This is a genomic window from Aliivibrio fischeri (genome assembly GCF_009727955.1).
GTDB classification, from domain to species: domain Bacteria; phylum Pseudomonadota; class Gammaproteobacteria; order Enterobacterales; family Vibrionaceae; genus Aliivibrio; species Aliivibrio fischeri_A.
Genome location: NZ_WOBR01000010.1, coordinates 98,505 through 120,921 on the forward strand (window position 1 = coordinate 98,505; position 22,417 = coordinate 120,921).

The following is a 22,417-nucleotide window of genomic DNA, read 5'->3' on the forward strand; positions in this document are numbered from 1 at the left end:
TATAAACTAAAGATTAAAAGTGCTTAATTAACAGCACATTTATTCTTTATTCTCTTTTTTATTCATTCAAAACACTCTTCAATCATATACAAGCCAGTTAATGAGAGAGCAAAGGTATGCCAAGAATCATTACATTATTAATAATCCTGTGTCTTACATTTAATAGTTATGCAAAAGAAACCATTTGGACTAATGATAATGTTCACTTCAATTCACTAATCTACGCTCAAAATTCTGATGATGCTTTTATTCAATCTGTAGTGACTTATGATTGTAAGAAGATCGAGATTTCAGTGGGGTTTAATGAAGCACCTCAATCCTCTTTAACGGCTGTGGTTAATGACAAAAAGATTAAGCTCAATAAATTTGGTGTGAATTATTACGGGTATGCCGTATACAAACCACAAAATGAAACAGCAGAAGAACTGTTATTGGAGCAGTTTAGACAAGAAGAGTCGATTCATTTAACGGATACTCTTGGTGATAGCTACTATTTCACGACTCAATATTACTCTCAAGCAATGAAGCATAGGCTCACAACATGCTTAAAAAATCGAGAAAAGTATTCATTGCAAAATAATAGCTAACTAATAGTGATGAGATTCTTTCATTGCTTTTTTTAAACATTCCGCAGCTTTTAGAAAAACGGGACCTTTATCCGAATTTTGACTACTGATTAACCCACACCCCCATGAGATATCACCATCAAAAAAGGCAACATCACATCGCTTTATTTGTTTGGACTTTACATACGGCTCTGCAAGGTGTGTAGGTAAAATACTCCAAGTGAGTGGTGACTTTTCCAAACACGATACAAGAAAATCAATACGTGTTAAAACCTGATAATTAGCGCTGAATATCGCCACGTTATCAAGTTCAGCGGAGAGTAAACTTTGCAATATTAACTGTTTCTTTGTTTGCATTAATTGAAGTGAACATGGCTCATGATCAAGTAATTCAGAATCAGCACTTACATAGACACCAAAATGAATTGAACCAATATTAATCCCCGCCAGACCTTTATGAGGCTTACTGCGATAAGATATTAACTGCAACGTTAGATCAACCCTCCCTTCTTGAATTGATTGGATAGCGAGATCCTTTTGTTGTGATAAATAATTCACTCTCGTATATGGAAATGCACTTGATAGCTTCATCTCTGTTTTAAACAATACTGATACTGGCATTGTTTCGTCATAACTGATGGTCAAACTGTCTTCTATATCGCTACCTATATTATTTGCAATATTTTGAACTTCTAAACGTTGTTCAAGCAGTAAGGTCGCGTACTTATATAAACGTATAGCATCAGGGGATAGCTTTGGCGTTTTTCCTTCTCGATTAAATAGCGCAACCCCCCAATCAATTTCAAGAAATGCAACTAATTGATGAACCGTTGATCTGTCTTTTTTCAATTTTCTTGCCGCAGCACTAAAAGAGCCTTGCTCTACTACTGTTGCAAATGCTTCTAATTGATCAAAAGTAAATGTTGCCATAATCTCTCGTCCTTTGTTGGGTTTATACCAACATAGCAGAGATTACATGTGCAATAAAGCACGCAATAATAGCCATGTTGATGAAACACATCCTCTTCCATTTAGGAGAAACAATGATGAAACGTTCTATTATTTCGACTGCTTTAATTAGTGCACTTACTTTGTCTGCCATTGCTCCAGCCGCACAAGCATGTACTCGTATACTCTGGAAGACACAAGATCACGGTACGTTTGTGACTAGAACAATGGATTGGTCAGAACAAACACATCCACATTTAATGAATTTCCCTGCAGGCAGCTCTTATTTAACTCACAGTGAAAAATCAAATAAAGTGACATCTAAATACGATGTAACAGGCTTAACTACCTATGGTTTTATTACTGATGGTGTTAACTCAAAAGGCTTAAGCGGTAATGTTTTGTATGACGGTGAAATGGATTTAGCGGTTAAATCATCTAGCAAAAATGGTTCATTAACATACTTACGTAATATGTTGTCGCAGTATCAATCAGTAAATGAAGTTGTTGCCGCAATCAATGAAGGAGCTCCTTCTATTGAGTTTGTTGAAGGAGTACCGATTCGTATTGCTCTTCACATCTCATTTCAAGATACCACAGGCGATAGTGCAATTGTTGAATGGAGAAATGGAAAACCTCAGGTATGGCATGGTAAGCAATACACCGTAATGACAAACCAACCGGGTTACGCACAACATCTTGCTAATGTAGAGCGTTCAAAACGTGGTTGGGGCGAACAAGAGCAACAATGGAGTCAAACGAACCTTGGTACTGGCGGCAATACTAACCCTGAAGACCGTTTTATTCATGCGACTTACTTCTCTGGTCACTTAACTGAACCAACAAGTGTAATTAACGGTATTTTAAAGTTAGATTCAACAAGTTTTAAAATCCCTCACGATGCACCAAATAAAATGATTAATGGAAAAATGGCGGGGTATGCGACGGAGTATTCTGTGAATCGTCATCTTGATTCTGGTGAAACAGTAGTCCGCTATCAGTGGGGCGATGCATTTAATCAAGTGCAATACAACGTTAAAGAAATCCAGCAATCAGGTAAATTTGTTAACTTTAGTATTTCAACGCCAAACTTAGCTGGAAATATTACGGAAAAAGCGATTCTTTCAGCAAAATAGTTTAGCGAATACATACATAAGAAAATAACAAAGCCGAATGCATAATACATTCGGCTTTGTTACTACTATAAAGTAAAAATTAACTATCCGCAGGGAAAACAACACCAGTTTGTTTGCGGATTTCTGTGGTTACTTTTGATATAAGCAATGAACGCTCAACCGCTTGCATATCCATTTGATTCGATTCAACTTGCTCGGCAAATTTAAACGCTTCATAAAACATTGGGTTGGCGTTTTGCTCAAGGGTCAAGTCTTCTGTTTCTCCACCACGATTTACTTTCGTTACTTTTTGGCCAATAGAGATCATCTCAGCTAAGATCGCCCCCTCTTCACCTTGGATCTCACTGGGTACATAAGAATCACTGGTCTTAGAGTGCATAACAACCACATCAAAGCCATCATAGCCACAAATGATACTGCCGTTACCATCAACACCAGAATCTAGCAGATGTGCCTGTGCTTGAATGGATGCAGGTTCACCAAATAACTCAACCATAGAGCCTACACAATAAAAACCGATGTCCATAATCGAGCCATTTGAAAACTCAGGATTAAAAGTATTTGGGTTTTCACCATTAAGGTATTTAGGGTAACGAGAAGAGTACTGACAATAAGTGATGTGCGCTTTTCTAATCGCCCCTAAACTTGGCAAGTGTGATTTAATTTGCTGAAAGTTAGGTAAATATGGCGACATAAAGGCTTCAAACAGCACCACGTTATTCTCTTGTGCGGTTTGATAAGCGAGTTGTGCCTCTTGGTAATTTGAGGCGACTGGTTTTTCACAAATGACGTGTTTACCCTGCTTCATCATCTTAATAGATTGTGGAGCATGAAATGAATTAGGGCTTGCGATGTACACCGCATCCACTTCATCACACGCCGCTAATTTATCTAAACAATCAAAAGTTAAACTTACGCTAAATTTATCAGCAAATGCTTTAGCTTGTTCAATTGAGCGCGAATACACTGCAGATATTTGATATTTGCCACTCTCTAGTGCAGCCGCTAAAAATCGTTCGGTGATCCAATTGGTTCCAATAACAGCAAGTTTTATCATGATTCAATCTCTTTATTGGTTTTCTGTTGTTTATTTCGCTTGAAGTGCTTGAGTTTTAAACTGAACACCCGCCCAACCGGTTACCATAAAATTTCGAATATTTTGATGGTCATCCCCTTGTGGATTCTCTAATACGTCATGACGATAATATTGCCCAAAACACGCTAATGTTTGCTCTACACTGAGTTGATTCAATAATGCGAAAGCAAAAATTTTGCATGATCCATTATTTTGATCGGCCAAATTAACCGTATTACCATTCGTAAATTCTGTTGGCGTAAAGTCATAGTGAGACTCAATCACGGCCATGGTTTCGGTAAATTCAATCAATTCAGGCTGTGTGCTTAGTTTTTCAATAAATGCGTTTAACGTCATCATGACTTCCTTTTTTCAACTTGTTTCTATCTGATCCAATACAAAAAAACCTAGATAGAAGTTCTACCTAGGTTTCAATTATTTCGCTAACACGTCTTGCCACTGTGGATTTTTATTCATGTAATGAACCACATAAGAGCAAACAGGCACGATCAATAAATTGGATGATCTCATCTCATGTAAGAATGACTCCATCATTACTTTGCCGTAGCCTTTTCCTTGTAGCTCATCAGGGATCCGAGTACTTATTACATCGAGAATATTACCTTTCTTTTCGTAATACACTTTAGCAACAGCCTCTCCCTCAAGTGCTATGCGATAACACTTATTATCAGGATCATGAGTTATCATATTCATGCCTACATTCCCTCTTCCTTTTCAAGTACAACTACTTTAATCAGTTCCACTTAAAAATGCGAGTTTCGTTTCCTTCTTGTGGCGCTTCTGGGATATTTAACGACAATAAGAATGAAATAAAGGCCATTCCAGCACCTACGTAAAACACAGCAGCTGGTGACACAAGCCATATCAAGCCAAAGCTCACAGGGATAACCACGGCTGCGATATGGTTGATAGTAAAGGCCACTCCAGCCGTTGATGCCATATCAGCAGGATCGGCAATTTTTTGGAAATACGTTTTAATCGCTAATGCTAATGCAAAAAACAGATGATCGATAATGTACAGTGCTGCTGCCATTTCTGAAGTTTGTACCAATGCATAACCAACAAAAACAAAAATCAGACCGATGTATTCAAACATAAGAGCTTTACGCTCACCAACTACACCAATCCAACGTCCTATCTTTTTAGCAAATAACCAGTTAAATACATAGTTGGCTAAGAACAATAACGTAATTTCAGAAGCCGAATAACCGAACTTCTCAACCATTAAGAAGCCAGCAAACACCATAAAGATCTGACGACGAGCACCACTCATAAAGGTTAATGCGTAATACAACCAATAACGCTTACGTAGTACCAATTTCTTAGTTTGCTGTGTTTCGGTTTCAAAATTTGGAAACGATAACCACATAAAGATCGTCACGATTAATGCAATTGAACCTGCAATGAAGTAAATCCATTTAAATTCTAATTGCACTAATTCAAGCAATACCCATAACACGCCATAAGTACACAAAGAAGCTAGCGCACCAATAGAGATAAGTTTACCGAGCATCTCTGGGGCTTCTTCTTTGGTTAACCATTGCAGCGATAGAGACTGTTTTAAGGTTTCAAAATAGTGGAAACCTACCGACATCAATAATGTTGTGCATAATAAGCCATATACGCTTGGGAAGAAGCCAGTAATCGCAACACCTACCGCTAACATCACCAAAGAGAAGATCATGAACTTCTGCTCACGAATAAAAAGAAGGACGAATACAGCGGTAAATGCAAGAAAGCCAGGGATCTCACGGACACTTTGTAATAAACCAATGTCCGCACCAGTAAAGGCAGCTTTTTCGATAACAAAGTTATTTAAAAGTGCATTCCATGTAGAGAAAGCAATAGGAACAACAATAGATATTAAAATCAAAAACGTTTTGGGATTTCTCCACTGAGCTAGGCTCGACATGATAGTGACTCTTATTAATATTTAGATTTACACACTGTAACATATTTCGTTGAAACATCGTCTTAGCCCATGGCGATCTTTACTTTATTTACCTTTTAATAATGAGACTAAGTACTGAATACTTTCTGATACTTGTTCTGTTTTGGTATAAATCCCAACACTGCCTGATTTTTCTGATCCTTGTGGAAGCTTCACAATCCCCAACTCCGCCATTTTATCTTTGACTTGATTGGTATAAGGCATGATCGCATCACTGGTTTTTAGCATATCAATACTGGCTTTTAAGGAGTTGAGTTCATATACAACCCCTGTTTTTTGCTGCTTAAGATTGAACGCTTCCATGCCTTCATCGTTCAAAATCTTAGTATGTCTGATGTGATCAGGAGTGACTTTTATTAAAGGGTAATCTTCCAACTCATTTGATATTAGATCATTTGATAACAATGGATGCCCTTCCCTTACAAACCACGCTTCTTGTTCAATAAATAAAGGCATAAACAATACACGATGTCTTGGATCGATATTTTCGATTTCATGACCGATAAAAAGATCAATATCACCATTGAGTAATTGATTTAGCATAGAGAGGCCATTACCAAACTCAATATACATTGAGTTATTTGGATGCTGCTCCACAAACTGTTTAATGATATCGGCAGCAAAACATTCCCACCACGCCTCACCAATACCTAACTTTATCTTGCCCTGACTTCTGGCTTTCATGTCAGTCAGTTGATGCATCATTTGACTGTGTTTTTCAAACAAATCTTGTACATAACGATAATAAAGCCAGCCAGAACTAGTCAGTTCAACTCCTTTGGATTTTCGATGAAATAAAATCACATCCAAACTTTCTTCTAGTTTCTTAATTGCTGTCGTTAATGTTGGTTGGCTAATAAACAGTTTTTCAGAAGCACCTTTAATGCTGCCTTGCCGAGCCACTTCATAAAAATAGCGTGATGATTTATCCATAATAAACACTCAGTAATTATTCTGACTTCACAATACTCATGATATAAATTTTTTCTATATCAGAGTTCAAATTATCAATTATTCATCACCGTTTTTTTTCGCTATATTGCGTTTAATTTCTTTTAGTTAGTGGAATAAAAAATATGGAAAAGCGTTGGTGGCATAACAGTGTTGTATATCAAATTTACCCTCGTAGCTTCTGTGACTCAAATAATGATGGTATTGGTGATCTACAAGGTATTATTAGTAAACTGGATTACTTGCAAGGTCTTGGTATTGATGTAATTTGGCTTTCTCCTGTTTATCAATCTCCAATGGATGATAACGGTTACGATATCTCTGATTATCAAGCGATTGCGGCTGAATTTGGCACCATGGAAGACATGAAGTATTTAATGCAGCAAGCAGAAGATCGCGGCATTAAAGTGGTAATGGATTTAGTGGTTAACCACACATCAGATGAACACGCTTGGTTTGTTGAAGCAAAAAGCGATAAAAATAGTCAATACCGTGATTTTTATATCTGGCGTGATGCGGATGAAAACGGCGAAGCACCAAGTGACATCGGATCCATTTTTGGTGGTTCTGCATGGCAATGGGATGAAGAGAATCAACAATATTATTTCCACTTATTCTCTAAACGCCAACCAGATTTAAACTGGGAGAACCCAGCTGTTCATCAAAAAGTCTTTGATATGATGAACTGGTGGATTGACCAAGGTATTGGTGGCTTCCGTCTAGATGTTATCGATTTAATCGGCAAAGAAGTCGACAAGAAAATCACAGGTGATGGTGAGCGTCTGCACCCGCTTCTTCAAAAAATGAACCAAGCGACATTCGGTGATAAAGATCTGCTTACGGTGGGCGAAACATGGGGAGCAACACCTGAAAGTGCTCAACTTTATAGTGATCCTGCTCGTCATGAGCTATCTATGGTGTTCCAGTTTGAGCACATTACCCTACTTTGGGAAGATGGCGATAAATGGAAACCTAAACCACTTGATCTCGCCCTATTTAAACAAGTGATGACCAAATGGCAAGTAGAGCTAAACAATAAGGGGTGGAACTCGCTATTTTGGAATAACCACGATTTACCTCGTGTTGTCTCTAAATACGGTTGTGATGGTCAATATCGTGTTGAGTCAGCAAAAATGCTGGCAACTACTCTGCATATGATGAAAGGCACACCTTATATTTTCCAAGGTGAAGAGATCGGCATGACGAACGTCGCATTCGATACGTTAGCAGAGTACAAAGACATTGAAACGTTGAACTTCTATCGAGTAAAAACCGAATCTGGGGTTAGCCATGAGAGCATGATGAAAGGGATCCATGCCAATAGCCGTGACAATGCGCGCACACCAATGCACTGGGATAATTCTGATAATGCCGGATTTACTCAAGGTACGCCTTGGATCAAACTGAACCCGAATTACCCTGAGATCAACGTTGCCGCAGCGCTAGAAGATAAAAACTCGATCTTCTATCACTATCAAAAACTGATCGCTCTAAGAAAGCAGAACCCTGTGATTGTCTATGGTGATTTTATTCCTCTATTTGAAACGCACTCTGCCGTGTTTGCTTATGAGCGTAAAGATAACGAGCAACACTTCGTTGTGTTAAATAACTTTAGTGCAGAGCCACAAACATTAGCATTGCCTGAGCATATTGCTAACCGCTCTGTGGAGTGCCTAATTAGTAATCTTGAACCAACAACACAATTAGGCTCAGATCTGACGTTAGCACCTTATCAAAGCTTGGTTTTAGCGCTTTAAACCTGCGTTTGAACTGCTTTGTAATACCAATCTACATAAGTATTTGATCATTCTTGCTTGTTAAAATTGATTATATCTGCGTTATAAATTTTGTAATTAGAACCACTAGTTACTGTAATTTATGCCTTGCTCTAATCGATTTTTCCTACGCAATTATCTGAACAACTACTTATCCAGAATGGTATAACGCCCTATTACTTTCACTGGTATAGGGCGTTACTTTTTGCTTTATCACATCCCTTTAAACAAACTTTGAGCACTTCTGCTTACGGGTAATTTCACACCACCAATGTGAACACACAAATGCCCAAGTAAATCCTTTTTCACTTTTTCTATTTGAGCAACATTAACGATGCTTGAACGATGAATTTGCCAAAAATGATCAGGATTGATCTTTTGCTGTAACTCTTTTAGCGAACTGCGAATAAGGTATTCCGTTATATTGATATCATTTTGCTTGGCATAAACCGAAACGTATTTATCCTCCGCTTTAAAATACAAAACATCTGAAACAGAAATTAAATGTAGATCCTCGCCTTTGTACGCTTTAATCCAACTTAAATATTCTTGTTGCTGTGCAGATAACTGTTGTATCTGAGCAAAAAGATCACTCAATACATCTTGATTTTGTTTAGGCGCTGAGTGTTTATCTTGCTGAGTTAACCTTTGTTTCAGTTTTTCACAGGTAGCTTCCAGTCTGGTTTCAGATATGGGTTTCAACACATAATCAATCGCATTATTTTCAAACGCTTTTACCGCAAATTCATCGTAAGCCGTAATGAAGACAATTAACGGCGCTACGGTACTTTTTTGTAATTTTGCTGCCAATGCCATACCATCTAATTCTGGCATTTTTATATCTAAAAAGGCGATATCCGGTTGGTGTTGATCTATTGCATCAAGCGCTTCTTTACCGTTAGCACATACCGCCACAATATCTAAATCAAACCAAAGATCAGATAACATTTTTTCTAAATGAAAGCGCAATAATGGCTCATCATCGGCAATAATAGCGGTAATTGATTTACTCATGAATACTCCCTATTTAATTGAAGTAATTTATCCAATGGAATTGTCAGCTCTGCATTTACACCACCGTCTTTATTTTCAGTGATACGAACGGAAGCACTGCCATCGAACAGATCATGCAATCGCTGTTTGATATTATTTAGGCTCATTCCATGTCCTTTACTTGGCGACACTGACTCCAATCCAATGCCATTATCAGAGATAACAACAATAAACTGGTTATTCTCTTGCTTAAACTGAACCATAAGCTGCCCTCCCTGCGCACTCGGCTCTATACCGTGGGTAATGGCATTTTCGACTAGAGGCTGAATTAATAGAGGCGGCAGAGAAATAGGCTCAATTATCTGATTGTCAATCTCATACGTTAAGCGACCCCCTAAGCGGATCTGTTGAATCGATAAATAAGCATTTAATAGCTCAATTTCTTGCTCAATGGTAATTAATGGATTTCGGTTTGTTTTTAACGATCCTCGAAGTAAATCGGTCAGCTTCTCTAACATCAATTTTGCTTTATTGCTGTCTAACTCAATTAACGCGCTGATATTCGCCAATGTATTAAATAAGAAATGTGGCTCAATTTGACTTTGAAGCTGACTTAACTGACTTAATACTAATGCTTTTTCTTGCTCTAGCTGTTTACGTTTAGAGAGTGCTAACGCTTGCTCTGCTAACATGGTTTTCTCAGTTGCGTGAAAGTAATAGAAACAAATAGCAGTAAAGATTAACCCTAATAATACAATGGGCTGAAGTGCTTCTAAGGTGGCGAAATCGTCATATTTATTTAGCCATAATGATGCGTGAAACGTACCTAATGTGATAGAAAGCACCATGGCTAATACAGTGGAGTACGCTTTTTTTAAAGTGGGAAAGTTTTTCTCTAAGACAAATGAACATAAAACGGCACTGTAGCCGTAACCCAAACTAATAATGACGTGCTCATAAAATGGTGATGGCCAAATATTGCTCGTCATCATGGCGATAACCACACAGAATACCGTTGTGATAAGTAAACTTTTCACTAATTGCATTATCGTTTCTTTTCGATCGCTCATTAAAATCGTCCTTTTAGATTCAGTAATAGCATATGCTTATCGGATAAATTTGCATACGCTGAGTCGCTTTTTCCTGTCAAAAAACGCGCGGCAAGTTCCATTTCCACACTTGAATCACCTGAATCATGAAGCAAATAATTTAACCATTGCGTTGCTATCACTCCGTTATCTTCTGGTGAATACAATACATCAAATGTTGGGGTAAACTGGCTTAACCATGAAATATCTCGACTCCACTGCCACGTTGTCCATGCGTTAGGATCTAAACTCCAATGAAACATCATGTTATGCTGAACCATATTGACGTGATTAAAGCCTTGTTGATATGACGCTGTTGCTACAGTAAGCGCATTATTCCACTCGTTTTTACTCCATGCACGACTGTCATACCAATACTCTAAAACAACACTGCTTCCGACTTCATTTGCCCAAGTTAACCCTACTAGCGCTTGATAGGCATTTTCTTCTTTTTCTAAAATGACAGGATAAAGTGTGATACTTGGCTGCTGATAAGAAAGATACTTTGATTGATACACTGCCGAGCCATGAAACTCCCACGCGGTATCTAGCACAGTAACAACACTGGCTCCCAATAACCCTTGTCGAACATCATCATAATAAGCAACCCATTGGTATTCTGTATCTCCCACTAACGCGTAGCGTCTTATCCCAATTCCTTGCTGTTCACTTTGCTCTTCTAACTCATTTCCTTCTTGTTGCGTCCATGATGAATCAGTAAAAATTAACGACCATTCACCTTGGTCATCAAAATAAGAGACCGAAGCGACACCTGCCCCTTCCTCTACTTGTATACCAACAGGGTTTCGACGATAAGGGGTAAAAATATCCAGCGGGCGATACCCATAACCGACACCCCAATCGACTCTTACTTTACCTAACTGTAAATCAAATGGAATATCGGCAATATCAATGCTGCTTTGCCAAAATAATTCACTGACAATCAGCTCACCTTCTGCACTTTTATCTTCTGATTGATTGCTAGACTGGGAATAAAGATCATTACCTTTCAGAGCTAACACCGCATTCCAGTTCTGATAACCGATTTGAACATCCAGTAATCCGTTAAACGACTCTTGGTGTTCATTGTCTGTCATTGGAGAAAAAACCGTCTCTCGCTGTTGAACCGTTTCGGCACTCAGCATCCAATCCCACTCGAAAGTCATCTCAGAGGCTTGGGCGCTTAAAGAAGCCGCCCAAGCACCACAATATATTAGCCGTTCTAGCCAAGGTTTCATGATCACAAATCCAACTGTTTGGTGCGTGACAGATAAGCAGGGTTATAATATTTATCGGCAATCTCTGTTGGTGTAATTTCTTTATATTCAATCACTGTTTTTTGATTGGTTTGAATTTGATCGTTTAACACCATTGAGATCACTTTGGTTTCGTCTTCTCTTATCCCTTTAATAAACCACGCTTCTTTGGCCATTTTTCCTGAACGCAAATACAAATCGGCTTTAATCGGAAAACCCGTTCCTTGCTCTAACCATAAATCGATAGTGAAATAACTCGCGCCTTTTGTTGTCGCTTTTAGTTTAATCTTCTCACTTTGAATTGCTTGACCATCGGTTAGTTCAAACGTTGTCGATTCGACCCACTCACCTTGATAATCTTCACTCCACGTTAACGTTGAAATGTCACCCACAGAGGCTTCGCCGAGTAACTTTTGCATCGGTGTGATGCGAATTGGGCGGCGGCTTTTGGGCATGAGTAACCAATAGTTATCCCCTAGCATCAACATCTTTTGTCCGGCTTCCACTTGAGAATTAAACAACACCAAGGATTCTCTATTTTCTCGTGTGTATACCGTGTATTGGCGAGTTTTATCTAGCTCGTCATTTTTGTATAGCTTAACCTCAGAAACCACTTTTGCTGAACTTTCACCTAAACGAAAATCATCGGCCTTTTTCACCAGTTGTTTAACTTGGGCCTCGCTCAGGCTGTTCGTGTTATCAATATTTTGCGTTGTTGCGATTGCAGTAGATTGAAAACCAACAAGCACAAACAGAATAAATAAGTGAGATAATTTAGACATAAATAAGCGCCTCCGTTATGGGTTTTTTCACCCCTTTTTTGGCAGATAAGTACGCCGCCAGTAAACAAATACACACAACACCAACGCCTGCATAAGCCACTAATTCAAATGAGAAATAAATATTCAGTGGGTACCCATCCGTTCTTCCCGGTGGTGGTGGCATCTGTACATCCACCACTAGCAACAGTATTGTCGTTAAGGCTGTCATTACTGCACCAAGAACCACACCTATCACTGCAAGTAAGCCCGCTTCTCGTAAGAATGTGTGAATGATCTCGTTAGGATAGCTGCCTAATGCGGATAAAGTGCCGATCTCACGTGTTCTTTCTGTTACGGACATCGTCATGGTATTAAATAACGCCACAAATACGACTAGCCCCATCACAAAGCCCATCACACCAAAGATAAGGTCATATAAATCTTTCACTTTGTTGTAGAAAAATGCACGCTCTTGCCATGGAGTGATTTCAACGTCGTAGTCAAGTGGCATCGTTTCTAACTCTTGATCTAATCGTTGATGTAACTCTGCAGTTTTCTCGGTATCAAATAAAAAGACCGACAAGGTACTCACTTTCTCTGATAGCAGTAACTCTTGTGCAGAATCGATATGAATATAAAGCTGACGTTTATCTAACTCGGGAACCCCTGTTGAATAAGTGCCATGCACTTTAAAATCAAACGCATTAAGTGCCCCTTCACTGGTGGTCGCCAGTAAGGTTACCCAATCACCCACACTGACGTTGAGGTTTCTCGCTAAATCGACCCCAAGCATGATTTCAGGCTCCATGACATCGTATCGACTTGAGGTAATGTCAGTTAACGTTTTGCCTGATCTCATGTCTAAAAATGGGCCTTTCATATCGAATTCGCGATCGTTCACCCCAGTTCCCATGAAAATCGTCGATTTTACGCCATTAGAAATTAGCCCTGTAAAATCAATTCGAGGTTGTACGCCTCTTACTTCATCGTATTTCATAATGGTGCGAATTAATTCTGAAGTATCTGATAATCCATTACTTAATGGCATCTCTTCATCGCTTTCAAAGTAACCCGGTTGGCTTAATGTAAGATGACCCGTATCTCTTGCTGTTGATTCTTTTAATGAATCATAAGTATATAAACCAAACCCGCCCGCACTGGTTAATGCAAATACAGCAATAGTAATAATTAAAATAGAAAGTGCACTGCGACGACCATTTCGCAATAAATTCAACCACGCTAAACGCAGTGAATAAGGGAATAGTGAGATTAACTTGCCCATGACACGGCCTCCTTGCTGATGCTTCCATCCAATAAGTTAATGCACGTATCGCAATGTTGCGCCATTCGATAATCATGCGTTGCGACAATAAAGGTGGTGCCAATTTCCTTCCCGAGCGCTTTCATAATATCAATCACGGTCTCTGCAGTTTGGCTATCTAGACTGGCTGTTGGCTCATCCGCAATAACTAAACTTGGTTTATGAACTAAGGCACGAGCAATGGCAACGCGTTGTTGTTGTCCACCAGAAAGGTTATCCGGTCGATGGTGAATAAAATTGCCTAACCCCACTTTTTCTAACATTTCATTAGCTAAGATCGTTTGATCTTTACTGCTGTATCCATTTAACACTAATGGGTATGCGACGTTCTCTAATGCGGTCATCACTGGGACTAAATTAAAACGCTGAAACACAAAGCCCAGTTGGTGGCGTCGTAACTTAGCCGCTTGAATGGGATCTTTAGGGTAAAACTCACCGTCCATTTTTATTTCTCCCTGATAATCCATATCAAGTAAGCCTAAGATGTTTAATAAGGTACTTTTTCCTGAACCGGACGGCCCGCATAACGCCACCATGCTGCCTTTTATGATAAAACCATCTACTTTTTTCAAAGCCTCCACACGCTGAGAGCCAAGCTGATAGGTTTTTTCTATTCCTTTAAAACTGATCATCATCATCTCCTAATTACTTGCGGTAATAAGTGATTGGGCATTTAGGGATTCTGGATGAGTTTTATCTTGTTTTAACATCACGGCCAGCCATTGATTGGCTTGTGCTGGGTCTTCTGCTCTAAGTGCCGCTTGTACTGCGTATCCGTATACCCAAGCCGTCGCTTCATAAGGCTGCTCTTGGAATGTTGGCTCGGAAAGTAGAGCTAAATAGAGATCATAACCACGCTCAAAGTGATTAAACATATCAGGAAGTTGTGAATAGGTTGCCGCCGCTAGCGCACGAGTGAGATAAGACTCAGGTAAACCTGAAACTATCGGCTGTTCTTCAATTGGTGCATTTTCTGTCGCGAGTAAATTTAACCCTTTCCCTATTTTCGCTAGTCCTTGCTCAACGTATTTCATTGCGGTCCATGGCATCATGGCATCTCGACCTTTTAGGGTTTCTGCACTTCCTAAATAAACCAGTGTCAGTGGTGTTGCTCCATCAGTTTGAATCAATTCCTCAAAACGATCATAAGCAGGCTCTACAAGATCTTCATTTCCAGCCGCTGCTTGGTTATATGTTGAAATGTCTTCATCCGTTAACGCCGCTTGAGTAGAAAACGTCATTACACTTATTAATAAACTTACTATTGCTGTTATTTGTTTCATCTGTCTGTCCTTAATTAAATGATCCTGTTTGATGTTTACAGATTAACTAAAGAAAGAATAAAAAAACGTGGGATGCGACGAACGGTAAATAGAGAGGATGAATGGTAATAATGAGTTTAAATACTTGTCATCGATACCTATTCTGTTTAAGTTTAATGCTTACTAATTAGACAAGGATGCGTGTAATGGAAATAGTGATTCGTCGAACAGAAGTAAAAGACATTGATGGGTTGTGTGAATTATACAGCCAACCTCAAGCTCAGGCGCAAACTCTCCAGCTCCCTATTCCATCACGTGCACTCTGGGAAAAACGACTCTCAGCAATACCTGATAATGTTTACAGCTATGTCGCTCTTATTGATGGTAAAGTTGTTGGTAATATTGGCTTTGAACAAGTAACACGCCCAAGAACCCAGCATGTTGCGCACTTTGGTATGGGGGTTCACGATGACTATCACGGTCGTGGGGTTGGAAGTAAATTATTAGAAACGGTGTTAGATCTTGCGGACAACTGGCTCAATGTGAGACGCATTGAAATTGATGCGTTTGTCGACAATCACGCTGCTCTAAGGTTATATAAAAAATTCGGGTTTGTTATTGAAGGAGAAGCGATTGATTCTGCGTTTAGAAATGGTGAATTCATTAACACCTATTATTTGGCTCGCATTAATCGTAACTAACTTCTCCTTTCTTTTAGTAACAAAATTTAATTGAACGTGGCGGGCTGTTTCTAGATATTAGGAGCAACCGCCATACTTAACGTAATTGACTGTCTTTACTTGCTCTGCGGTTATAAGCACTGAATGCTTTTTCACGTGCATCTTCTTTTGCCTGACACTCAACACACAACTCTACACCCGGTATTATTTTTCGTCGTGCTTCTGGAATTAATTCCCCACACTCTAAACAATAATTTGTATCATTGTGCTCATGATGAAGATGCGAACGAGCACGATTAATTGCATCAATTACGGTGGCATCTATTTGTTCTTGGACGCCACCATCTCTTGTAAATCCATTAGCCATAATGGTCTCCAGTTAATGAAATAACGACTAGGAAAGCATTATCTATTATTAACGGTATTTTGATAATAGCGCTAAATGTGAATTACTATTACAGTTGTGTAATAACAAAAATTGAGGTGATAATAAAAAGCCGCAAGATTAACTTACGGCTTTCATTCATAGCTAGAGCATTAAATGTGTCGTTAAGCGATAGTTTTTACATACTCTTCCCAATATTGAGTAGCAACTTTAATCGCCTCTTCTCTTGGGTAGTTTTCTGCTCGCTTATTTGCCCACAATACATTAGCGACATTAAAAACCACTGTATTGGCCATTAGCTGTAATTGTTCTGCCTTAGTACCTAACAAACAAGATTGAGGGACTAGTAAATCATCAATTAAAGCTTCTTCCCAATACAGTTCTTCACATACTCCTTTTGATGCACACCACAGTGATTGGCTAACTTTAGGGTTAAATTCAGATTCTCCCCCCATGCCTTTAAAGCACAATGCTAATTCAGAGCAATCTTCTGTTGCTTGTTGTAAGCGAGACTCTGCTTCGCCATGCAGTTGCGGTAAACCAGGATGAAAGCTACCACGTAATGAAATCGGAGCCGATGCAGGGTTTAACATACGTGCACAAGTGTTAGCAGGAGTGCGTAACCCATATTCATGTTGCCATAACAGCATGGTTTCTACTTGCGGCGCATAAACTGATAGAGGCAAATAAGCGATATTGCCATCATTTAGTGCTTTTTGTGTCTCTGCAATACTTTTACAACTTGGAATGTTTAACTTATCAATCACTTGAGATACGTGTTCACGTGTACTGCCTAATTGCAAATGTCCGTGAATAAGCACTCTAAAGCCTTTATTTGCAAGAATTTGTGCTGCATATAGCTGCCATGATGGACCTTGAACCTGACGTTTACCTGCAAAACACGCCCAATCAATATCAACGTTAAGATCTTTTAATTCAGGTGTTTGAACATAACGAATAAACTCACGAATGGCCGTGGTAAATCCGCTGATTTCATCAACCGTTTCATTCTGAACACGAATAAGCATCATCAACATCGCCATTTTATCGTTACTAATATCGCCAGAAAGATACTCTTTCATCACTTGATAAGCTTGTTCAAACGTCAATGGTTTACGGCTGCGTTCACCACGCCCTACCGTTCTAATGCATTCTATAATTGAGCTCATGACTGTCCTTGTATTTTCTTTATAATTTTCAACTACACAGACGTTATCACATAAACAAAAAAAGCCAAGAGGTTCGTAATAATCTACACACCTCTTGGCTATTTACTCAATCATTCAATATGTTAATGTGCTTTCTCTTCTCGCTCGACACCTCGAAAGAAAATAGGAAACAGCTTAATTAATCGATAGCAAACCCAAATTAAAATACTAGTGACAATAACAGCAACAACAATAGACGACACTCGATATAAAATAGAGAAGAATGCGTCTTTTTGTCCCGGAATTGCACCTGTAATTGGTATTGTTAATGCTGCCATCGCAGAGAACCCTATTCCTTTAATGGCCGGATTTTCACTGGCTAACCATTTACAAAAATAACCTGAAGCAATTGCAAAACTTAAAATATATAAGATTGGATTATCGTATAGATCATATAACACTAACTGAATAGCCATAGCTGCCACACAACCGGCTAACGTTCCTACGATTCGGATACGAGCCATCATCAATGAACCTACAAGTGTCATCGGCGAAAGCATAATTAGCATTGATGCTTGAGCGGATAATGAATCATTTAAATTTGCAATTTCGAAAATCAAAAACACAATCATAGCTACCATCCACCCCAACGCGGTTTGCTCTAGCATGTCTCTTGGATCTTTACTTTGGCCTTCTACTTTCAGGATTGGTGTGTGCTCTTCAATTGGGTCAGGAAACAAATAGAAAGCCATGGCGCAAATTGGCACCATCATAATGGCGGCAACCCATACGCCAATAATAAAGTTCTCTAAATCAAAGGTAGGATATGAGCCGAAATTCAACAAAATTGAACCCACCAATAATCCCGTATATCCAAATAAATAGCTGGCTTTATAATGCATTGCATGGCATTTAAACAGCAACATAATACCAACGGCAACCGTCATCAATAGCGGGTATGGCTGTAAAAAGCCAACGACCAATGACACTTGGATCCCTACCCAAAAAATACTGATTAACAGCTGTATAAACATTTGAGCATTCCAACGGTTCAAATTAGATAAAATGAACAATGGAAACAAAGTACCAAACATACCATTTGACCAACCAAATACGGTACACATGGCAAACCCAACAACGCAACCAAACCAAATTCGTAATGCTTTCATGTAAGCCTCACACTAATAAATATAATGTAAGTAGCTGATCATGGTAATTAAACTATGGCCAATGTAATCAATCACACTGTTTCCTGAAGTGTAAATAATGACGGTTGCACGTGAACCGACAAACAATCTCGGAGACAATGGCGTATCGCTCGTTAAATTAACACGTACACGCTGTGCATCACGCACCCAACGATTACTCACTTCAACACTACTTAATTGACCATTGGCTTTTTGTTGTGCAGAAGCAACACCATAATCACGGCTCTCTACAATTAATGGAAAGACTTCGCCAGGCATTGCATCATACGCGACCTCAGCTCTCATTCCTTTAACCATTTCAGAGGTTGCTTTCTCACGATAATCAGCAGAAACCCACAATGAATCTGTTGGTATGAAAGTTAGCAATGGTTGATTAGCATTTGCAAACACACCCACATGCAATTGCATATTGGTAATGATCCCTTCATTCTGTGCAACCACTTGCGTATGCTCTAAATCTAGCTCCGCTTGTTTCAAGCTGTTTTTCGCTGATAGCACAGCACTGCTTTGCCCATTTCCTTTACCTAACTTCACTTCAAGTGCATGAACTTTCTGCTGTGCAGCCATTAAATTCGCCGCCGCTTGATCTCGTTTAGTTAGTGCTGAGTCCAACCCTGAAGCTGAAACTGCGCCAGAATTCGCTAAACGCTTAATACGATGATATTCACGGTTGGCATTATTCGCCGTCACTTGCGTTGTTTTTACATTTGATCGTGCAGCCTCTATATCTGCAACTAATGACGCTTCTTGTTCTTTTGCTTGCGCTAACGCTATCTTCGCTTTTTGCACAGCAAGTAGGTATTTTTCATCATCAATTTTAAATAACAACTCCCCCTTCTTAACCAACTGATTATTTGTATGGTTAACCTCTACAATACGGCCTGACACCTCAGGAGAAATTTGAACAACAAACCCTTGAACTTTACTTTGAGTCGTTAATGGTGTGAGTCTATCCGCCATCACTAAATAAGCGGTAACGATAAGAAACAATACAATTAGAATTCGCATCCATTGTTTAAATTTTTGTTCTGCAGCTTGCATATATATTCTCGATAAAACCAAAATTGACGTGATCTAGCTCTCATTATAAGGCGTGATTTCAAAACGAATAGATGGCAAAATAGAGCACATAAGACCTATAAATAGGACAATACTATGTATGAAAACCGTAAATCCTTACCTTCATTTGATGATGTTTATCTTTTTGTCCTTGTAGTAAGGCACAAAGGGATAAGTGCTGCAGCACAATTCTCAGGCCTACAACGCTCGAAAGTCAGCCGTCGATTACAAGAATTAGAAAAAGCGTTAGGTCATCAATTATTAATCAGAACCACAAGGTCAATTGAGTTAACCAAACAAGGAGAATGGTTATATCAACAAGTATCAAACCCAATTAACACCTTGGTTGACGCAAGTTTATTAATGAGAGATCACCATGTAACACCAAGAGGAACTTTAAGAGTCGCAATACCTCCTGCTCTTGGTATGACAGAAGTATTCTCAACCCTTATTGAAAAATACATAGAAGAAAACACTGAGGTTAAATTAGAAATTGAGCATCATGTTCAATCATTAGACTTACGCAGAAGCAATATAGACTTACAAATATTACCAAGCTACATCGAACCACTGCATAACGATTACATCCAGCAACGTTTAATTCAAATCCCATATAGTATGGTGGCTTCTCCAGATTATTTACGTGTTAATGGTCACCCAGATAACGTTACTCTATTGGATCAATTCCACTTATTGGCTAGTCGATATAATAAAAGTTTATTGCCTCAAGGGTTAAATTATCAGCTATTTAGTGATGATTTGAACTTATTACAAAAATTAGCAATATCAGGAAAAGGGATCGCTTTACTGCCATCCATTCTAATTGAAGAAGATATTAAGCAAGGATTGCTTGTTGAAGTATTACCCAGAAAATCATTTACTGATTTAACTATTACTCTAATTTATCCGACACCGCATTATTTACCTGAAAAAACACGAGCAATGGTGAATTTATTCAGAGCCACCTTCTCAGATTTACCTTAATAATCAGTAAAATAACTGACAAGGACTTAAATGTTAGCATTTTAAATAGAATCGATTTTTAAAATGCTATGTTCTAGATTTTTGAGCAATATATTATTAACCACATGAATAGGACGGGTTAGCAAAAACGGAAATAAATGTCCATAAATGCTACAACCTTTGTCTCAAAAATACGATTTTTTTGACAGTTTGTCAGAGAGATAACCAAATTTAGGGCACGTTATTTTTTATTATAACTACTCAACTAGCCCAAGTGAGCCCTAAATATAAAGCCAATATCATCAAATGATATTGGCTTTATTCTTTTTACTTAAACTGTAAACTGTAAACTGTAAACTGTAAACTAAATAATTAATTATCTAGAGCTTCAAGATGAATGTATTTACCCATATTTTTGCGTTTCACACTTGGCATATATGGGATTTCACCTAATTTTGGTGCAGGCATTTTATCTTCTAGCATCTTAATAATTTCCGCGTAGTTTTCTGTGCCTGGGTTTACACGGTTAGCTACCCAACCAATGATCTCTAAACCATCATGTTGAATTGCTTCAGCAGTTAGCATTGCATGACTTAAACAGCCTAGTTTAATCCCAACAACCAATACCACTGGCAATTTTTCTTGCTGTACCCATGTTGATAAGCAATCATCTTTAGAGACAGGAACACGCCATCCACCTGCACCTTCAACTAAAACAACATCTGATTTCTCTTTTAATGAAGCTAAACCTTCAGATAATACGGAGTAATCAATAACCACATTTTCTGCTTCTGCTGCAATATGTGGTGATGCTGGCATTAATAACGCGTATGGATTTACTTCTTCATAACTTAATTCAACATTGGCTACAGCACGTAAATGGATTGCATCAGAGTTTTGAACACCTTCGCCTTTGTCTTCAGAGCCTGCAGCTACTGGTTTATAAGCAGCTGTTCGTAAACCTTTCATGTTTAACGCATCTAAAATCGCTTTTGAAGCAACGGTTTTACCCACATCTGTATCTGTTCCTGCAATAAAAAATGCATCAATCATTACTTATAACTCCGTAGCCTACCTGATATGTAGCAGGTAAGTGGTTTAATTCACTTCTAAATATTTGATACGCTTCTTCCACTGCTAATAGCTTTTCTTTGCTCAATAATCCTGAGCTGCGACCATTAGGTAAATGCGTTGCTCCAATTCCTTTTAAATCTTTCATTAAAGCAAGAGCGGAAGAATACGTCATCTCGACAGAGGTGCAGTGTAGTGTAAAGTTGTTGCATTCAGATTGCGCTAACGCAATTTTTACCATAGATGGCGTAATAAAATCGTTAACATGTTGATATAAATCAACCTTTGACCATGCCTTTTTCAATTCAAACAGTGAGCCATCTAACAAAGTTGAGAAAATAACCTTGCTTTTATTATGGCTAATTCGTTTCATTTCTTTTAATGGTACCGATAAATCTTGGCACCATTGCAGCGCTAAACTGGATACGACACCATCAAATTCATCATCCATAAATGGAAGATCTTCAGCATCACCTTGAATATAGGTAATATTGTGCTCACCACATCGCTCTTTCGCTTTCTCTAACATGACAGACGATAAATCAAACGCTACGACACGTGCTCCACGTTTTAATAAGGCTTCGCAGCAATAACCTGTTCCACAGCCCACATCTAAAATCCGTAAACCAGTGAGATCATTTGGTAAATAAGACAAAAGCGTATCTGCCACTTGGCGTTGAAATTCTGCTGAACGATCATACGTATGCGCCGCTTTACTAAATGCGGCTTGAATCGCTTGTTTTTCTTTATTTGATGTTGAATTAAACATATCGATGGCAACTGCTGGATTCACCATAAC

General features: G+C 38.7%; 24 protein-coding genes. 5 read left to right on the forward strand and 19 right to left on the reverse strand.

From position 1 onward, the window contains the following. The first annotated feature begins 116 nt into the window (after positions 1-116). A complete protein-coding gene (locus tag GNP81_RS13590) occupies positions 117-587 on the forward strand; it encodes a hypothetical protein (RefSeq protein WP_155673788.1) in 471 nt (156 codons plus the stop codon). Here the strand turns inward: GNP81_RS13590 and GNP81_RS13595 are convergent, their stop codons facing one another. Further along, positions 588-1,496 (reverse strand): LysR family transcriptional regulator, encoded by a 909-nt coding sequence (locus tag GNP81_RS13595; RefSeq protein ID WP_155673789.1) that lies wholly within the window; start codon positions 1,494-1,496, stop codon positions 588-590. Positions 1,497-1,609: 113 nt separating this feature from the next. Between GNP81_RS13595 and GNP81_RS13600 the strand changes: the two genes are divergently transcribed. Further along, positions 1,610-2,650 carry a linear amide C-N hydrolase gene (locus GNP81_RS13600; RefSeq protein ID WP_155673790.1) on the forward strand — a complete coding sequence of 347 codons (1,041 nt, stop codon included), beginning with the start codon at positions 1,610-1,612 and terminating at the stop codon, positions 2,648-2,650. 79 nt (positions 2,651-2,729) lie between these two features. Here GNP81_RS13600 and GNP81_RS13605 read toward each other — a convergent pair whose 3' ends face one another. The 5 genes from GNP81_RS13605 to GNP81_RS13625 all read right to left on the reverse strand — a co-directional run bounded on the left by GNP81_RS13605 (position 2,730) and on the right by GNP81_RS13625 (position 6,630). Next, positions 2,730-3,707 (reverse strand): Gfo/Idh/MocA family protein, encoded by a 978-nt coding sequence (locus tag GNP81_RS13605; protein WP_155672423.1) that lies wholly within the window; start codon positions 3,705-3,707, stop codon positions 2,730-2,732. A 30-nt stretch (positions 3,708-3,737) separates the two neighbouring features. Further along, positions 3,738-4,085 (reverse strand): HopJ type III effector protein, encoded by a 348-nt coding sequence (locus GNP81_RS13610; protein WP_105064030.1) that lies wholly within the window; start codon positions 4,083-4,085, stop codon positions 3,738-3,740. Positions 4,086-4,160: 75 nt separating this feature from the next. Continuing rightward, positions 4,161-4,439: a GNAT family N-acetyltransferase gene (locus GNP81_RS13615; RefSeq protein WP_105064031.1), complete on the reverse strand. Its 279-nt coding sequence runs from the start codon at positions 4,437-4,439 to the stop codon at positions 4,161-4,163. Positions 4,440-4,479: 40 nt separating this feature from the next. Continuing rightward, entirely contained in the window at positions 4,480-5,658 is a 1,179-nt protein-coding gene (locus GNP81_RS13620; RefSeq protein ID WP_155673791.1) for an MFS transporter, read from the reverse strand. 84 nt (positions 5,659-5,742) lie between these two features. After that, positions 5,743-6,630, reverse strand: a complete 888-nt coding sequence (locus GNP81_RS13625) for a LysR family transcriptional regulator (RefSeq protein ID WP_155673792.1) — start codon at positions 6,628-6,630, stop codon at positions 5,743-5,745. 143 nt (positions 6,631-6,773) lie between these two features. Here GNP81_RS13625 and GNP81_RS13630 point away from each other — a divergent pair, with 143 nt between their 5' ends. Continuing rightward, a complete protein-coding gene (locus tag GNP81_RS13630; protein WP_155673793.1) occupies positions 6,774-8,405 on the forward strand; it encodes a glycoside hydrolase family 13 protein in 1,632 nt (543 codons plus the stop codon). Positions 8,406-8,636: 231 nt separating this feature from the next. Here GNP81_RS13630 and GNP81_RS13635 read toward each other — a convergent pair whose 3' ends face one another. Genes GNP81_RS13635 through GNP81_RS13665 form a run of 7 tightly spaced genes read right to left on the reverse strand, consistent with a single transcriptional unit; the run spans position 8,637 to position 15,125 of the window. Further along, complete coding sequence (locus tag GNP81_RS13635) at positions 8,637-9,437, reverse strand: LytR/AlgR family response regulator transcription factor (RefSeq protein ID WP_155673794.1); 801 nt, start codon at positions 9,435-9,437, stop codon at positions 8,637-8,639. Continuing rightward, the gene (locus GNP81_RS13640) at positions 9,434-10,486 is read right to left on the reverse strand and encodes a sensor histidine kinase (RefSeq protein WP_155673795.1); all 1,053 of its coding nucleotides are present in this window, start codon (positions 10,484-10,486) and stop codon (positions 9,434-9,436) included. Before GNP81_RS13640 ends, GNP81_RS13635 begins: the two co-directional genes overlap by 4 nt. Beyond that, a complete protein-coding gene (locus GNP81_RS13645) occupies positions 10,486-11,742 on the reverse strand; it encodes a hypothetical protein (protein ID WP_155673796.1) in 1,257 nt (418 codons plus the stop codon). The genes GNP81_RS13640 and GNP81_RS13645 overlap by 1 nt, the downstream gene beginning before the upstream one ends. Before the next feature lie 2 nt (positions 11,743-11,744). Continuing rightward, complete coding sequence (locus tag GNP81_RS13650; RefSeq protein WP_155673797.1) at positions 11,745-12,542, reverse strand: outer membrane lipoprotein-sorting protein; 798 nt, start codon at positions 12,540-12,542, stop codon at positions 11,745-11,747. Continuing rightward, positions 12,535-13,803, reverse strand: a complete 1,269-nt coding sequence (locus GNP81_RS13655; protein ID WP_155673798.1) for an ABC transporter permease — start codon at positions 13,801-13,803, stop codon at positions 12,535-12,537. Before GNP81_RS13655 ends, GNP81_RS13650 begins: the two co-directional genes overlap by 8 nt. Beyond that, positions 13,791-14,474 (reverse strand): ABC transporter ATP-binding protein, encoded by a 684-nt coding sequence (locus tag GNP81_RS13660; RefSeq protein ID WP_155673799.1) that lies wholly within the window; start codon positions 14,472-14,474, stop codon positions 13,791-13,793. The genes GNP81_RS13655 and GNP81_RS13660 overlap by 13 nt, the downstream gene beginning before the upstream one ends. A gap of 9 nt (positions 14,475-14,483) precedes the next feature. Further along, positions 14,484-15,125 (reverse strand): hypothetical protein, encoded by a 642-nt coding sequence (locus GNP81_RS13665; protein WP_155672432.1) that lies wholly within the window; start codon positions 15,123-15,125, stop codon positions 14,484-14,486. A 185-nt stretch (positions 15,126-15,310) separates the two neighbouring features. On the opposite strand from GNP81_RS13665, the gene GNP81_RS13670 reads away from it, so the two are divergent. After that, entirely contained in the window at positions 15,311-15,805 is a 495-nt protein-coding gene (locus GNP81_RS13670) for a GNAT family N-acetyltransferase (RefSeq protein WP_155651997.1), read from the forward strand. 76 nt (positions 15,806-15,881) lie between these two features. On the opposite strand, the gene GNP81_RS13675 is transcribed toward GNP81_RS13670, so the two are convergent. From GNP81_RS13675 to GNP81_RS13690, 4 genes are all read right to left on the reverse strand, one after another. After that, positions 15,882-16,151: a DksA/TraR family C4-type zinc finger protein gene (locus tag GNP81_RS13675; protein ID WP_155673800.1), complete on the reverse strand. Its 270-nt coding sequence runs from the start codon at positions 16,149-16,151 to the stop codon at positions 15,882-15,884. Positions 16,152-16,333: 182 nt separating this feature from the next. Further along, positions 16,334-17,338, reverse strand: coding sequence for a glycosyl transferase family protein (locus tag GNP81_RS13680; RefSeq protein ID WP_155673801.1), 1,005 nt, complete (start codon positions 17,336-17,338; stop codon positions 16,334-16,336). A gap of 122 nt (positions 17,339-17,460) precedes the next feature. After that, positions 17,461-18,486 (reverse strand): DUF2955 domain-containing protein, encoded by a 1,026-nt coding sequence (locus GNP81_RS13685; RefSeq protein ID WP_155673802.1) that lies wholly within the window; start codon positions 18,484-18,486, stop codon positions 17,461-17,463. A 12-nt stretch (positions 18,487-18,498) separates the two neighbouring features. Then, a complete protein-coding gene (locus GNP81_RS13690) occupies positions 18,499-19,566 on the reverse strand; it encodes an HlyD family secretion protein (protein ID WP_065596260.1) in 1,068 nt (355 codons plus the stop codon). A 114-nt stretch (positions 19,567-19,680) separates the two neighbouring features. Here GNP81_RS13690 and GNP81_RS13695 point away from each other — a divergent pair, with 114 nt between their 5' ends. Continuing rightward, the gene (locus tag GNP81_RS13695) at positions 19,681-20,568 is read left to right on the forward strand and encodes a LysR family transcriptional regulator (RefSeq protein ID WP_155673803.1); all 888 of its coding nucleotides are present in this window, start codon (positions 19,681-19,683) and stop codon (positions 20,566-20,568) included. A gap of 351 nt (positions 20,569-20,919) precedes the next feature. Here GNP81_RS13695 and bioD read toward each other — a convergent pair whose 3' ends face one another. Beyond that, entirely contained in the window at positions 20,920-21,600 is a 681-nt protein-coding gene (gene bioD, locus GNP81_RS13700) for a dethiobiotin synthase (protein ID WP_017018771.1), read from the reverse strand. After that, complete coding sequence (gene bioC / locus GNP81_RS13705) at positions 21,593-22,414, reverse strand: malonyl-ACP O-methyltransferase BioC (protein ID WP_065596263.1); 822 nt, start codon at positions 22,412-22,414, stop codon at positions 21,593-21,595. The genes bioD and bioC overlap by 8 nt, the downstream gene beginning before the upstream one ends. Between the last annotated feature and the right edge of the window lie 3 nt (positions 22,415-22,417).